General features: G+C 43.7%; 11 protein-coding genes and 1 tRNA gene. 7 read left to right on the forward strand and 5 right to left on the reverse strand.

Annotated elements, in window-relative coordinates; genetic code table 11:
* Positions 1–37: 37 nt before the first annotated feature.
* Complete coding sequence (locus CBX98_RS09585) at positions 38–1,972, reverse strand: DEAD/DEAH box helicase (RefSeq protein ID WP_109169079.1); 1,935 nt, start codon at positions 1,970–1,972, stop codon at positions 38–40.
* Between the two features lie 413 nt (positions 1,973–2,385).
* Here CBX98_RS09585 and rnb point away from each other — a divergent pair, with 413 nt between their 5' ends.
* Together rnb and CBX98_RS09595 are read left to right on the forward strand one after the other, a co-directional pair.
* Positions 2,386–4,389 (forward strand): exoribonuclease II, encoded by a 2,004-nt coding sequence (rnb, locus tag CBX98_RS09590; RefSeq protein ID WP_046873665.1) that lies wholly within the window; start codon positions 2,386–2,388, stop codon positions 4,387–4,389.
* 72 nt (positions 4,390–4,461) lie between these two features.
* Entirely contained in the window at positions 4,462–5,271 is an 810-nt protein-coding gene (locus CBX98_RS09595) for an AraC family transcriptional regulator (RefSeq protein WP_109169080.1), read from the forward strand.
* 40 nt (positions 5,272–5,311) lie between these two features.
* On the opposite strand, the gene CBX98_RS09600 is transcribed toward CBX98_RS09595, so the two are convergent.
* A complete protein-coding gene (locus tag CBX98_RS09600) occupies positions 5,312–5,665 on the reverse strand; it encodes a DUF3024 domain-containing protein (protein ID WP_012842479.1) in 354 nt (117 codons plus the stop codon).
* Between the two features lie 266 nt (positions 5,666–5,931).
* On the opposite strand from CBX98_RS09600, the gene CBX98_RS09605 reads away from it, so the two are divergent.
* The gene (locus tag CBX98_RS09605) at positions 5,932–6,756 is read left to right on the forward strand and encodes a phosphate ABC transporter substrate-binding protein (RefSeq protein WP_005391035.1); all 825 of its coding nucleotides are present in this window, start codon (positions 5,932–5,934) and stop codon (positions 6,754–6,756) included.
* A 59-nt stretch (positions 6,757–6,815) separates the two neighbouring features.
* On the opposite strand, the gene CBX98_RS09610 is transcribed toward CBX98_RS09605, so the two are convergent.
* Positions 6,816–7,496 carry a MaoC family dehydratase gene (locus CBX98_RS09610; protein ID WP_005391037.1) on the reverse strand — a complete coding sequence of 227 codons (681 nt, stop codon included), beginning with the start codon at positions 7,494–7,496 and terminating at the stop codon, positions 6,816–6,818.
* Between the two features lie 329 nt (positions 7,497–7,825).
* On the opposite strand from CBX98_RS09610, the gene CBX98_RS09615 reads away from it, so the two are divergent.
* Positions 7,826–7,916: transfer RNA gene (locus CBX98_RS09615), tRNA-Ser, on the forward strand.
* 162 nt (positions 7,917–8,078) lie between these two features.
* Here the strand turns inward: CBX98_RS09615 and CBX98_RS09620 are convergent.
* Positions 8,079–9,629, reverse strand: a complete 1,551-nt coding sequence (locus tag CBX98_RS09620) for a PAS domain-containing methyl-accepting chemotaxis protein (protein ID WP_172605948.1) — start codon at positions 9,627–9,629, stop codon at positions 8,079–8,081.
* A 284-nt stretch (positions 9,630–9,913) separates the two neighbouring features.
* On the opposite strand from CBX98_RS09620, the gene modF reads away from it, so the two are divergent.
* Entirely contained in the window at positions 9,914–11,368 is a 1,455-nt protein-coding gene (gene modF, locus CBX98_RS09625; protein ID WP_109169082.1) for a molybdate ABC transporter ATP-binding protein ModF, read from the forward strand.
* On the opposite strand, the gene CBX98_RS09630 is transcribed toward modF, so the two are convergent.
* Positions 11,356–12,828 carry an EAL domain-containing protein gene (locus tag CBX98_RS09630; RefSeq protein WP_109169083.1) on the reverse strand — a complete coding sequence of 491 codons (1,473 nt, stop codon included), beginning with the start codon at positions 12,826–12,828 and terminating at the stop codon, positions 11,356–11,358. The two genes, modF and CBX98_RS09630, sit on opposite strands and share 13 nt — an antisense overlap.
* A gap of 348 nt (positions 12,829–13,176) precedes the next feature.
* Here CBX98_RS09630 and CBX98_RS09635 point away from each other — a divergent pair, with 348 nt between their 5' ends.
* Positions 13,177–13,911, forward strand: a complete 735-nt coding sequence (locus tag CBX98_RS09635) for an IclR family transcriptional regulator (protein ID WP_005391048.1) — start codon at positions 13,177–13,179, stop codon at positions 13,909–13,911.
* A 6-nt stretch (positions 13,912–13,917) separates the two neighbouring features.
* Positions 13,918–14,757 (forward strand): arginase family protein, encoded by an 840-nt coding sequence (locus tag CBX98_RS09640; RefSeq protein ID WP_005391051.1) that lies wholly within the window; start codon positions 13,918–13,920, stop codon positions 14,755–14,757.
* The last annotated feature ends 12 nt before the right edge of the window (positions 14,758–14,769 follow it).

Below are 14,769 nucleotides of genomic sequence, written 5' to 3' on the forward strand. Positions count from 1 at the left end.
GGCAATTTAATCAATTGCTCTAATCACTGATTCGTGATTATGCTTCTTGAGTGCGACGACCACGGCCGTGACCACGCTCACCACGGTGGTTACCACGGTGATCACCACCACGGTTACGATCGAAGCGACGTTCGCCACCTTCACGGTTACCATCGCGGTTGCCGTCACGGTTACCACGGAAGCCACCTTCGCGACGACCGCCTTCACGACGATCACCACCACGGTTGCCGCCTTCGCGGTTGCCACGGTAACCGCCGCCATCACGACGACCGCCATCGCGACGACCACCGTCACGGCGACCACCACGAGACTCTCGGAAGTCATCGAAGTCACATACTACAGCACCAACATCTTGTTGACGGATGCGTAGTTTGCTTAGCTTGCCCGCAGCTTCAGAAGTCATTGCTTTTGGTAGCTGAACGAATGTGTGGCCTTGTGCTAGCTTGATCGCACCGATAGAGCCTTTACCTAGACCTAGTTCGTTCGCTAGAGCACCAACGATGTCTTTAACTTGAACACCTTGCTCGCGACCAACTTGAAGCTGGTAAGTATCCCAATCTTGGTTGTTGAAGTTACGACCGCCGTCACGACCACCTTCACGGCGCTCTTTGCGGCGTTGCTTATCACGCTCAATCGCTTCAACCATTGGGTCTTCGCCAATGTAGAACAGAGGACGTTTACCTTGCTGGCGCTTCAGAAGCATAGCAGCAAGCGTTGCTGGGTCGATGTATAGAGAAGTTTGTAGTTTCTCTACTAGCTCAGCAAATTTGTCTAGAGCTTTGTGCTCTTTCTCTGCTTCAAGCTCAGCGCCTAGCTTAGCTAGACGAGCTTCAGCAACTTGGTCACGTAGAGGAAGTTGAATCTCTTCCATAGATGACTTAGTTACGCGCTCGATGGTGCGAAGCATACGGATTTGGTTAGTGCGAACAAGAAGGATCGCTTTACCTTTACGTCCAGCACGGCCAGTACGACCGATACGGTGGATGTAAGACTCAACATCGAATGGGATGTCGTAGTTGAATACGTGCGTAATACGTGGAACGTCAAGACCACGTGCAACAACATCAGTTGCAACTAGGATGTCGATAACACCTTGTTTGATGTGATCAACAGTACGCTCACGTAGAGACTGAGGAATGTCACCGTGCAGAGCAGCCGCTTTAAAGCCACGTGCAGATAGCCAATCAGCTAGACGCTCAGTGTCTTGACGAGTACGTACGAAGACGATTGACGCGTCAGTTTCTTCCGTTTCAAGAAGACGAGACATCGCTTCATCTTTCTCTACACCCTTCACTACCCAGAACTGCTGTTGAACTTTGTCTACAGTGTGGTTCTTACCAGCAACGTCAACCATTACAGGCTCACGTAGGAAACGCTCAACGATTTTCTTAAGCATCGGAGGCATTGTTGCAGAGAATAGAACGCGTTGAGCAGACTCTGGTGCGTGTTCCATGATCGCAGTAACGTCATCAACGAAACCCATGTTTAGCATTTCGTCAGCTTCGTCTAGTACAAACGTGTTTACTTCATCTAGGTGTAGACGTTCACGGTTGATAAGGTCTTGAACACGACCTGGAGTACCAACGATAACTTGAGCACCGCTCTTAAGAGCACGCATCTGATCTACGATAGAAGCACCACCGTAAATCTCTAAAACTTTAAGACCCTTGATGTTCTTACCAAGGTTTTTCATTTCAGCCGCAACCTGGATCGCTAACTCACGCGTTGGCGCAAGAACGATAGCTTGTGGTTTACGTTGGTTGAGATCGATCTTATTTAGAAGAGGCAGAGAGAACGCTGCCGTTTTACCTGTACCTGTTTGAGCTTTACCCAGCGCGTCAGCACCTTCCAACAGGTGTGGGATTGCCGCAGCCTGAATTGGAGTTGGTGACACGAAACCCATTCCGTCTAGAGCAGAAAGGATAGAATCATTCAGAGATAAATCGCTGAATTGAATAACAGAATCTTGCATTGGGATCCTACTTAATTAAACAAAAAAACAGTCCCATATGCTCTTCCAATTCGATACTGATTCATCCAGTTACTGATTCCATTCAGACAGGAACACAGCACAGTACACAACCGCGATAAGCCATTAGGGACGACTAAGGGAGGCGGATTATTCCTTAAAAGCATAAAAAAAGCCAGAAAAAATTGAATTACATCACAATTTATTCTCAATAATGGCATTTTTAGCATATTTTTCCACCAGCCCCACCATTCCCCGTAGATTTGCGCAGCTCGCAGATGAGTTTTTCATCAATATTTAAGCCGATTTCCTGCAATTAGATCAGCAAAATTCACGGCGAAATTGCGCTCCACAGGTAGTAATAATAGCTCGCAATGATTATAGTGTGCCCAACTCCATAGGTAATTTAAGAAAAGATGTTTCAAGATAACCCACTACTCGCTCAGCTTAAGCAGCAAATCCAAGAAAACCTGCCGAAAAAAGAAGGCTCAATAAAAGCCACAGATAAAGGCTTTGGCTTTTTGGAAGTGGACAGCAAGACTAGCTTCTTCATCCCACCTGCGTACATGAAAAAGTGCATGCACGGTGACAAAGTCGTCGCCATTATCCGCACAGAAAATGAACGCGAAGTTGCAGAGCCACAAGAGCTGTTAGAACAAGCCGTGACTCGCTTTATTGGTCGAGTCAAAATGTTCAAAGGCAAGCTAAACGTAGCACCTGATCACCCGCAGCTTAAAAAGCTTTCTCTTAAAGCGAAACTAAAGAAAGGTCTAAAACCTGACGAGTTCGCAGAGGGAGATTGGGTTGTCGCACATCTTATTCGCCACCCTCTAAAAGGCGATAACTCTTTCTTCGTAGAAATTTCTGAAAAAATCACAGACGCGAACGACAAAATTGCACCTTGGTGGGTAACGCTTGCTCAAAACGATCTACCAAACTCTGAGCCAGCAGGCATCGAGAACTGGGAACTGAAAGACGACGCCGATCTAGAACGCGTAGACATGACACACGTTCCTTTCGTGACTATCGATGGTGAATCAACCAAAGATATGGACGATGCGCTGTACGCGAAGAAAACCGAATCTGGCGATTTCGAACTGACTATCGCTATCGCAGATCCAACCGCCTACATCACACCAGAAGATGAAATGGATAAAGTAGCACGTGAGCGTGGCTATACTATTTATCTTCCGGGCCGCAATATTCCAATGCTGCCTCGCGATCTAGCAGACAACCTATGCTCTCTGATTGAAGGCGAAATCCGCCCTGCTATTTGCTGTACCGTAACCGTAAATAAAGACGGCGTAATTGGCGACGATATCAAGTTCTTTGCAGCAAACATCAAATCACACGCACGCCTAGCATACGATCACGTGTCTGATTGGCTAGAAAACGGCAGCTCAGAAGCATGGCAACCATCTGAAGAGATCGCGACGATCGTTCGTGACCTTTACGACTTCTCCCTTGCTCGCGCAGAATGGCGTGAGAAAAACGCAGTGGTCTTCCCAGACCGCCCTGACTACCGTTTTGAGCTGAGTGAAGACAACGATGTGGTTGCTATCCATGCAGATATGCGCCGCAGTGCAAATCGCTTGGTTGAAGAATCAATGATTACCGCAAACATCTGTGCTGGTCGTACACTGCGCGATAAATTTGAAACAGGGGTTTTCAATACTCACGCTGGCATTAAGACTGAGAAGATTGAAGAAGTTGTTCAACTTGTCAACCCAGAAGGTGAACTGGAATTCACAGCGGAGTCAATTACCACTCTAGAAGGCTTTGCTGCATTGCGTCGCTGGTTGGCTGCGCAAGAAACCTCTTACCTAGATAATCGTATTCGTAAGTTCCAAGCCTACAGTGAAGTAGGTAATCAGCCTCTTCCTCATTACGCTATGGGGCTGGATATCTATGCGACTTGGACATCACCAATTCGTAAGTACGGCGATATGATCAACCATCGCATGTTGAAGGCCGTCATCCTAGGCAAAGAGCCAGTGCAAAAACCTGATGATCAAGTCGGTGAAGAACTAGCTCTGCACCGTAAACATCATAAAATTGCTGAGCGAAATGTCTCAGATTGGTTATATGCACGTACGCTTGCTGATGAGCCGAACAAGAAAACTTGTTTCACAGGTGAGATTTTCGATATTAATCGTGCTGGTGCACGTGTCCGACTTCTCGAAAATGGCGCAGCAGCCTTTATTCCTGGTGCACTAATTCTTGATAATAAAGAAAGAATTGAGTGCAATGGCGACAACGGTACCATCTCTATCGATAAAGAGGTCGTATACAAACTTGGTGATACATTGGAAATTGTCCTTGCGGACGTAAACCAAGAGAACCGCAGTTTAGTTGCAAAGCCAACCCAGGTATTTGCTGAACAACCAGCAGCACAAGCAGAACAGACTGTAAGTGAATAATACCGAATGAAGTTAAAAGGCGCTCTATTGAGCGCCTTTTTTATTTGTTATGTAAAAATGATAAGAACGAATATGCCGAACATTGAGATCATTCGCTTTAATCACTTCACTGCGCGCAAAAGTGAGCGTTACACCGCAACACATAATGGCTTATATGTTGTTGAAGAAGGTGCCCTATTAGTTCATCAACCAAATGGTGAACAGTTTGAACTTAAAGCAGGAGATTTTACTCTCTACAACTCCTCTGATTTGAGCAGCGCAGAAGCCATCCCTAGTGAAAATGGCTTTAAAGCACTGGCTCTAGTCTTCAACCCAAATCTATTCTGTGACTTTAAAAAAGCGCACCCAATGCTACGCTCCAAGACGGAAGAAAGGCGCTTCTATCCTTTTTCAGCGCAAACCAGCAGCGAAGTAGCACAACTAAAAGACACATTGGTCAACTTAGCGAGTCGCAATGCTCCAGACTACACACAAGGTCATATCGCAATGGCACTGCTGTCGTTAATGGTGGAGGCAGAGCCAAACATCCTATCAATCATAGATGATGCAAGCAGCCTAAGCGACTCTCAAAAGGCCATCAAGTATATTGAGAACAATATCGAGAAAGATATCACTCTGGAAGGCTTAGCGGCTCATATGAGCATGTCTATTGCGACCTTAAAACGCCGCCTCGCCGCAGAGGAGCTTTCATTTTCACAGATATTAAAAGTGAAGCGGATCAACTTCGCCGCAACCCAGCTGCGCATGTCAGAAAAATCTATAACAGAAATAGCGTTTGAATCCGGATTTAAAAGTGCTGCGCATTTCAGTACCGCATTTAAATCGGTTTACAACATGACACCGAAAGACTTTAGAAACCAAGTCGTTAAATCCAAAGCATAAATTATGGCGACATTGGCAGCTGTTAGAATTGGAGCGTTCCCTATTCCCAAAAACACGCTTGAGGATCGCTTTCCAATTCGGTGAGTAGTTCTTCAAGCGTTTGGCTGTATGGAAGTGGCTTATAAGGTATCCACCTTAATAATTCGTTGCGGTACGTTGGGACGTAGAAATACCAAAGCTGATTGCCCTCATCAAACACGATCTTCGCGACGGGAGAGGTATATTCGCTGTGCTGTGAATCAAGAAGAAAATGCGCCCTATGAAGCTCGACACCATTCTCCACAGGCTCATATAGGCACTTACCCTGCTCGACAGGCAGGTTAGCATTACGCGCAGAGCAGAGCGATTGAACTGATTTGTATAAACGACTTGTCGCCATTTGGGACACTGACATCAACGTTCTCCTGGTGGATCATAGTTAGAGCTGTCGATCCTAGTATATAACCTTTACACCACCATCGATGGTGATTATCTGCCTACCTCAAACAAAGGGTGGCTATATTCTTATTTACTCAGGTTATCATCTCACTCTACTTGGAAACGCTACCTACATCACCTCTTGGTTAGAAAGAATTCCCTTGTTTAGACCCGACAATTCACAAAAGTGTAACCTGAACGCAATATCATAAACGCTGCTTTATACCGTATATGGAGTTTAATATGTTACGTTTTACTGTGGCGACGTTATTGGCCATAGCAGTCTCCCTCCCCGCCATTGCAAAAGAAATTAATATATCTGGATCAACCTCGGTTGCTCGCGTAATGGATGTACTTGCAGAGGAATACAACAAAACACACCCGGACGATTACATTGCAGTTCAAGGTATTGGTTCTAGTGCGGGTATCACAATGGTCAATAAAGGCGTAGCTGAGATTGGAATGAGCTCTCGCTATCTGACAGAAAGCGAAAAAGGTGAAGATCTCAACGTATATCCTATCGCTTATGATGGCCTAGCTGTTGTTGTAAACCGTACAAACTCTGTAAAAAACCTTTCTCAACAACAACTATTTGATATCTACAAAGGTAAAATCAAGAATTGGAAAGAGGTTGGTGGTGCAGATCAACCTATCGCTGTTGTCACTAGAGAGGCGTCTTCAGGCTCACGCTACAGTTTTGAAAGTCTGCTAGGACTAACCAAAATCGTAAATGATCGCCTCGTCTCAGATATCAGCCCGAACAACTTGGTTGTAAATAGCAACAGCATGGTAAAAACCATCGTGAACCATAATACTCGTGCAATTGGGTTTATTTCTGTGGGATCAGTAGATCGCTCAATAAAAGCGATTCAATTAGATGGTATTGACCCAACTTCGGCAAACATTAGCAATCACAAGTATAAATTGGCGCGGCCATTCCTAGTACTCTACAAAGTAAATAAGATTAGCGAACCAGGTAAAGGATTCGTCACCTTCCTTCGTTCCGAACAAGGACAAAAAGCGATTGCTGATTACGGTTACACTCCAGTAAAAAGCTTTAATCAATAAAACCAAAAAGAGAGCATATTAATGCTCTCTTTTTATATGTTTTCTATCTGGCTCTGGAATTAGAAATGCAGTTGAATAACAGAAACGACAACAGCACCAGGTCGACGAATACCTTCGATTTCCACTTTAATTTCACGCTCGATCTCCAAACCTTTTTTGATCGGCGTTACTTTTGTTAAGGTGCTGACAGCACGAACGTTGTTTCCTGCTTTAACAGGGTAAGGGAAACGAACTTGGTTTAAGCCTAAGTTAACGACCATTTTGGCTGTTGGGAACATTGGCTTATCAGGGTCCACTGAGTCAGTCAATTTAGGCAACAATGCTAATGTTAAAAAGCCATGAGCGATGGTTGTCTTAAATGGAGATTCAACTGACGCACGTTCTGGATCTGTGTGAATCCACTGCATGTCTTCCGTTACCGCACCAAATTGATTGATACGTTCTTGAGATACATGCACCCAGTCACCAGTGTGAATCACTTCACCAATTTTTTCACTTAACTCGTCATACAGCTTTTGAGCCTCAGGTGCCATTACGATTGGTGCAGGTTGAGGCGCAACCTCTTCGTTAACAGCTGGCTGTTGGTGATCACGAACTTTTGAGAAAAGAAAGCTATTCTGAGCTTTTCCCAAAAAGTCACTCCAATAATCGCGTAGCGTTGGAGACATCCAATTCATAAACTCGGATTGATGAGCAGAAATCGCATCAACTTTGTCTTTAAATAGATTTGTGACCTTCATAAACACCCTTAAAAAATTTAAGCACAACTGGCTATACCAGTTAATTTTGAATTAGTTCACAAAGTCTTGCAAATACTTTCGGGCGAACACCTGTACCCTAAAAGCAAGTTATTTCTTAAATATCATAAAGATAGCAATAAAACACCATTTTATTGACTTGCGCCAATATAAAGTAAAAACTCTATAAATCGCTACTATTTGTCTCTTTTTTACCCCATTTTCAAACTGTTTAACATTACATCAGCGACTATAAAACGAGCAAACAGTACTTCTATTATAATTCAGCACTTTACAATTCGGACTATGCTCCCTATTATACGTTCCGCAACGGAGAGATGGCTGAGTGGTTGAAAGCACCGGTCTTGAAAACCGGCATACGTTAATAGCGTATCTAGGGTTCAAATCCCTATCTCTCCGCCACTTATTTAGAAAGCTCGCATTTATTGCGAGCTTTCGTCGTTTTAGTGCTTGTAAAATGACGGAGGTTCGAACCCCTAGTCGTATACGGCCCCAGAACTTCACCACATTCCAATAAAGAGCCCGCTAAAAATTAGCGGGCTCTTTATTTCTATTTTCTAGTGTTTAAGCAAACTTCTTAATCATTTCAGATAGGTCATTGGTACAACTTTGCACTTTAGAGTTCATCTGATTCGTTTCTGTCATCAGATCATACGATTCACTGTACTTTAAGTTAAGCGACTGGATGTTTTCGTTAATCTCATCCGTTACGTAAACCTGTTCTTCTATCGCTACCGCAATTTGTTGATTTCGCTCGACTACATCCTGAACGAGAGATTGCAGCTGTTGGATGCTCTCTAAAGCCGTGCCTAATAATGTTACCGTTCCGGTCGACATTTCATTACCTTTCTCTAGCGCAGAAACCGCTGATTTACTGCCCTTTTGAATTCCTTCAATGGCCGCTTTAATTTCTGTTGTCGATTCCTGTGTTCTTTTAGCAAGGGTTCTCACTTCATCCGCAACGACTGCAAACCCTCTCCCTTGTTCGCCTGCCCTCGCCGCTTCAATTGCTGCATTCAACGCTAATAAGTTGGTTTGTTCAGCAATATCATTGATCACTTCAATAACAGTTCCTATTTGCTCGGTTTGTTGATTCAAACGCATGACCACTTTAGAGATTTCGCCGAGCTCATCCACCAGCTCTAGTACCGAGTGATTAACATTATCGATAACGCTACGGCTATCTGTCATCGTGTTCTGCGCTTCTAGCGTAGCATCGGCAGTCGCTTGAGCATTATTTGATATCTCAGATGATGAGGCTTGCATCTCGTTGACCGCTGTAGCGACCGAGTCGATCTCTACTTTCTGTGCACTCAAGTTTTCCGTCACTTGCTGGCTATTAGTCGCAGCACTGTTGGCACTTGCACGCGTTTCTTCGCAAGAGTCTTTTACAGACACCCCGACTCGCCCTAATAGCGCATCTGCAAATTGCTTACGCATCTTCATACCCAGCTCAATTTCAGCCAGATCGTTAATTTTTCCGCAATAAATATACTCCATTAGCGGATTGTTGAAGTCTTGCCTAGCCTGTCTAGCAAGCTTCTCAACTGGCCTTGTTAATACATAAATTGAGAAAACGGAAAGTAATGCAGCAATGCCAAAGGCCACCGCTGGTGATTGGTTCATTTGTAGAGTTAGCAAGCCAAGAAGGTTTGAAATGAAAAGAAAGAAGGCTGATCTCATCCACAAACGCGTACGAGGAAGATACATTTGCAATGGTTTACCGTTATTCCGAAGCTTTGAATACGCTTTTTCCGCTCGTTGAACGTGTATACGCTCAGGTTTAAATCGAACCGATTGGTATTCAACAACTTCGCCATTGGATTTGATAGGAGAAGCAAACGCATCAACCCAATAATACCCTCCGTTTTTACGTCGGTTTTTCACCATTCCCATCCAGTGTTTTCCGGCTTTTAGGTGCGTCCATAAATCTTTAAAAGCCTGTTTCGGCATGTCTGGGTGGCGTACAACATTGTGAGGCTTACCGATAAGTTCACCATCATCAAACCCCGCGACTTCATTAAAGTTTTCACTGGCATATTTGATATAGCTGGACGTATCGGTGATAGAAACTAGGCTGTAACTCGAAGGGTAATCATATTCCGTTTCACTCATAAACATGTGTCCTTACATTGATTAATTAATTAAACGGCAAGTATGAGTGTAGCAGCATAACATTTATGCGCATAATGATAAGCTCATTGTAAAATTCAATGAAATTACTGATAGGTCAATTTATTACCTGCAAGCGTAGTGGCGGTTTCACTCTCAAATAGCACTACCCTTGAGTGCTCACTAGATGCTGCATTGATTAAAATTAATACACAAAAGCGCTTCCTTACTGAGTTCGTAAATTGTTATAAATAAACGATTACAACGAAAACAAGGAAGACAAACATATGACTATTCGTTTTAGTCAGCTTGCCGCTCAAGGGAACACGGCTCACCTATTTATTGACGATTGGAAAATAGATACTCAGCAATCTTGGGGAATATTCAGCGCGGATGGGGATATTGGTTCTCTACTTGGAGACCTTATTTGTGGTGAACTTTTACCAATAAGCGGGAAACTTGAGCTTGATGGGCTGTCCGTTGCTCAAGTGTCGTTATCAGAGCAACAGCGATTACTGGAAAGAGAATTAGAAAAGGACGATACAGACTTTCTTGATCGTATCGATCAAGGCAGTACCGTTTACTCACTCATTCAGGAGCACAGCCAAGACGCTAATTTAATAGATCAGTTGATTACCGACCTCGACCTAACTCACCTTAAACACAGTGGCTTTCGTGTTCTCTCTACAGGGGAAACAAGACGAGTGATGCTAGCTCGCGCTTTAGCAACACAGCCTGATTTGTTACTGCTAGATAACCCATTTACTGGTTTAGATATTGCCCATCGAGCAGCTCTCGCTCACTATTTACACTCGCTTTCTCAAACCGTACAGCTGCTGGTCACCTTCTCTCGCGAGTCTGATATACCTGAGTGGATTGATCGAGTTGCGCTTTTCAGTGCGGGAAAGCTGGACAGTACGATGGATAAATCCAGTTGGGATAATCATCCAATCATTGAACAAATTAAATCTCAGTCCGAGCAACAGAGTGAAGAAATGATGAACTTGATACGTCAGCATCAGCACTCGACACACTTCGACAATCCAATATTTGAACTAACAAATGGGTCTGTTGAATACACTGATAAGAAGATCTTTACTGACTTAAACTGGCGAATAGACAAAGGTCAGCATTGGCAGGTCAAAGGCCCAAATGGCTGTGGGAAGAGCACCTTGCTTGGGTTAATCTTTGGTGATCATCCTCAGTGCTACAGCAATGACATTGATATCTTTGGTAAAAAGCGAGGGTCTGGCGAGACAATCTGGGAAATTAAGCAGCACATAGGCATGGTATCTTCAGCGTTACACCTTCAATACCGCGTTAACTGCAGTGCGCTAGACGTGATTTTGTCCGGTTTTTACGACTCCATAGGGTTGTATAACCAACCCACTCGTAAAGAAGTGGACATCGCAAACGAATGGCTCGACATCCTACATATGAGCCAATACCGAAAAACCTCATTCAAGCAATTAGAGTACGGTCAGCAGCGCCTGTTGTTGATTGCAAGAGCCATCGTTAAACAGCCTACATTACTGATTTTGGACGAGCCATATCAAGGGTTGGATTTTCTTGGCAGGCGTTTAGTTAAGAATACTCTTGAGCTCATCGCCCGAGAGAATTTAAGCCAGCTATTGTATGTATCTCATTACCAAGAAGACCGCTTGGATAGCATCAAGAATGAGCTAGAGTTTGTTTTTGATGACAATGACCAATGTTACCGGGCTAACGTTTACCAATCATAATGACTTCGCTGAGCAAGTTGATCATAAGGTAAAGGCTTGGAGTAAAAATATCCTTGATGATATCGCACTCCCATCTTTTTCAAATGGTCGGCTTGCGCCGTTGTTTCTACACCTTCAGCGATGAGTTGTACTTTTAGCTCTTCCGCAAAGTGAACAATAGCTTTTAAAACGGAAGCACTAAGGCTAGGTATACCAATAGTTTCGACAAAACATTTATCGATTTTTAGGTAATCAATACGCATGTGCTGCAGAAACGCCAGCGAGGTTTGACCGGTACCAAAATCGTCGATTAACACATCAATGCCATGTACTCGCAGCGCTGCGATACACTTTCTGGCTTCAGCATCAATGAGTTGACGTTCTGTTATCTCTATGCCTAATGAGACGTTATTTCGACTTAACTTCCTATCAATGAGTTGAATCTTTCTAATCGCGTTTGGCCCAACTAAGTAACCGGGCGGTACATTAATACCAAGGTGAACAGACTGATTAAAGTCTAATTTACTAAAGTCTTCTGCCGCTTTATCGAGAACGTAATCCGTGAGCAAAAAGACCAATCCACTTTGCTCCGCCGCTGGTACAAACTCATCAGGAGAAATGAACCCTTTATTCTGATGTTCCCATCGCACTAGGGCTTCAAAACCAAATAGTTGACCAGTATCGACGTTAATCTGGGGCTGGTAATACAGAGTCAACTCGCCTTTCTTTATGGCTTTCTTTAAATCCAGAACCAAGCTTCGATGAGGATCGATAAATTTATTTAACGCATATAAGCAAAGATAGATAACAAAAATGATTGGAATTGAATACAAAAAATAGGAAAGTGTTCTCTGTTTGACGAATAGATCGCTAGCTTCACTCAAAGCTTCATACTCAAACATTTGCGACGATTTGATGCCAATAGGATTACTTCCCGTTCTCAACGCTTCTTCAGGTGCAACTTGGTCATGAATAAATAAGGCAGAGCGTTTTAAGCGTAAATCGTTATTAAATCCTATCTTCGCATTAAAGTAGTCATGATCAATAATCGTCACCGCTTGATAACCGTGCTCTCCTTCGGTCACGACGAGCAAAAATTGGTCATATACGCTATCCACGTTTCCAAGTGCTAACGCTTGTCCCTCGGGAAATATAATGTGCTCGGCTAACGGCTTAGAAATTACGCCCAGTTTAGAAGAACACGTAATGATCCCATTTTTTACAATCAGCATTTCTTCGATATCTCGTTCAAACATCAAGTTTTGCTGAAGCTCTTCACATCGTCTAGGATGCAACAAAGCCGTGCGGTTTTCGGTCTCTATTTGGAATAAAATTTCGTCTGCGATTTGAACGTTTTTTTCTAATAGATGATTGAGGTTGTTTTGCACGCTTTCACGAGCTAAATACAAGACCTCGCCAACAATCAAAGGAATGGGCAACAAAAAAATGATGGCTTTTTTAAAAAGCGCCTTATTCAGCATATAAAAGTAACCTTTTATAAAACCGATTTACTGAGATGGTATCTGGATTCTGATACCCACTAGCAACTCTCGTTTATAATATTATTTATTTAGATTAACTCAGTATGCGAAACACTTGGTAATACCGCAAACTAAACAATGCCTTAATCCCTCCTGTTCCAATTTAGCATCAAACGACTCAAACCTGAGACGTCAATACGACATCATTTTTGAGCCTATCGGTACCGAGGTAAGCCCTCAGCCATCAAATTCTCACCCTGCGAGAATTACCCATTAAAATTATTTTTCTTTTCTCAGTGATTAAGAATTATATTTGTCGTAATTCATATAACACGTTACAACACTCTCATGACGACAAACAAAGCTAATGCGAATCAGGTAAACGAAAAAGCACTGCAGTTGTTAATGCAAGTTGCAGTTAGTCCATTCCCAGTCTCTGCGAAAACGCTAAGCGAGCAATTGAACGTTCCTTTGAGCAGTCTCTACCGACACTTGAAGCTACTCAAAGAGTGGAACTTGATTGAAGAAAGCGTACACGACAAGACATTTGTCGTTGGCCCGGCAGCATTGCTGCTCATGCATAGCTACGAGACCGCACAGCATGGGTTAGATATGGTCGAAACCATACTGGCTCGGTTGGTACAACAAACAGGGGAAATGGCCGCTTATATGGTACCTGCAGGGTATCGCGCGCTTTGTGTCAGACAAAAAGAAAGTATGCAGGCGCTACGTTGCAGCTTCGTCCAGGGTCAAAGTCAACCTCTGCTACGTGGTGCCTCATCTAAAGTGATGCTTGCTTTTATGCCTCAAAGTCGATGCGAGAAAATCTTGAGATACTTTAATCAAGATCACCGACGAGACGAATGGGAACAAGAGCTCACAACCATCCGTAAACACGGATATGCCGTCAGTACTTCTGAAATTGACCCGGGTGTTTCTGGCATCAGTGCACCAGTGATGAAAGGAAGCAAACTGATCGGCGCGGTCTCGGTGATGGCTCCGGCCCACCGAGTCGAAAAGGATAAGCAGCGCATTATTTTGCATGTGTTGCAAGCGGCAAGGGCACTACCACCAGAAAGGTAATTCATCATGTTAAGCTTTTTCAAACGCTATAAACTCCACCACACCGTGAAACAGCCGCAGCATTACCCTTTTTCTTTTATGACAGTGTGTGAGTATTTGCCACCCATGTCTAAAGGCGCGTTTGAATTAGCTGATCAAAGTTTAGAAAATGCTAGCGACTGGCTGTACCAACAGCATGATCATGAAACCGCTGAAAACTTTGGTCACTTCAACCACGACAAGCTGGAAAATGGCGAGTTTCAGGAAGCGTTAAGCCTTTCGCTTTCTCGTCATTCTATTCCCGTTTTAGTGACCAACTGTACCGAGGCAATCTTGTCCATGTTACCTGTGGTCGTGTCCTATCGAGACGAAGTGGGTGTGGTAAATATTGGACATGACATGAACTTGAAGCCAACACTTGAACCACGTTTAGGCTCCGCATTCCATTTTGCTCTTTCTCGCTATCAAAACGTGCGATTATTTTTTGCTGGTGTTAGCGAACAAGATACAAAGCAAGAAACGTGGGAATACGCGGAGGATCAAGGTTGTGACTGGGTAACCGATAAAGAGTTTTCTTTTCGTCATCGCAATAATGTAAAGCAGTTGATCGGCAATTACCTCGACCATTGCGACCAAATAATCCTCAGTATCGACCTTGGCTCCCTAAAAACCAAAAACAGCCTTGATGGTACCTCAGAAATTGATATCCAAATGGTTCTACGCACCATTAGGCAATGTCTGGTTGCAGGTAAAGTCAGAGCCATTCAACTCGTTGGCGATCGCGATCGTCTGGTCTATTCGAGACAAACGAAAGCCATACTAGAAGAGTTATATCAAATGGCCCCACTCATTGTTCACGCAGCCTAGGGTTAAGTTCGG

Source organism: Vibrio sp. T9 (genome assembly GCF_003123985.1).
In the GTDB taxonomy this organism is placed as follows: Bacteria; Pseudomonadota; Gammaproteobacteria; order Enterobacterales; family Vibrionaceae; genus Vibrio; species Vibrio diabolicus.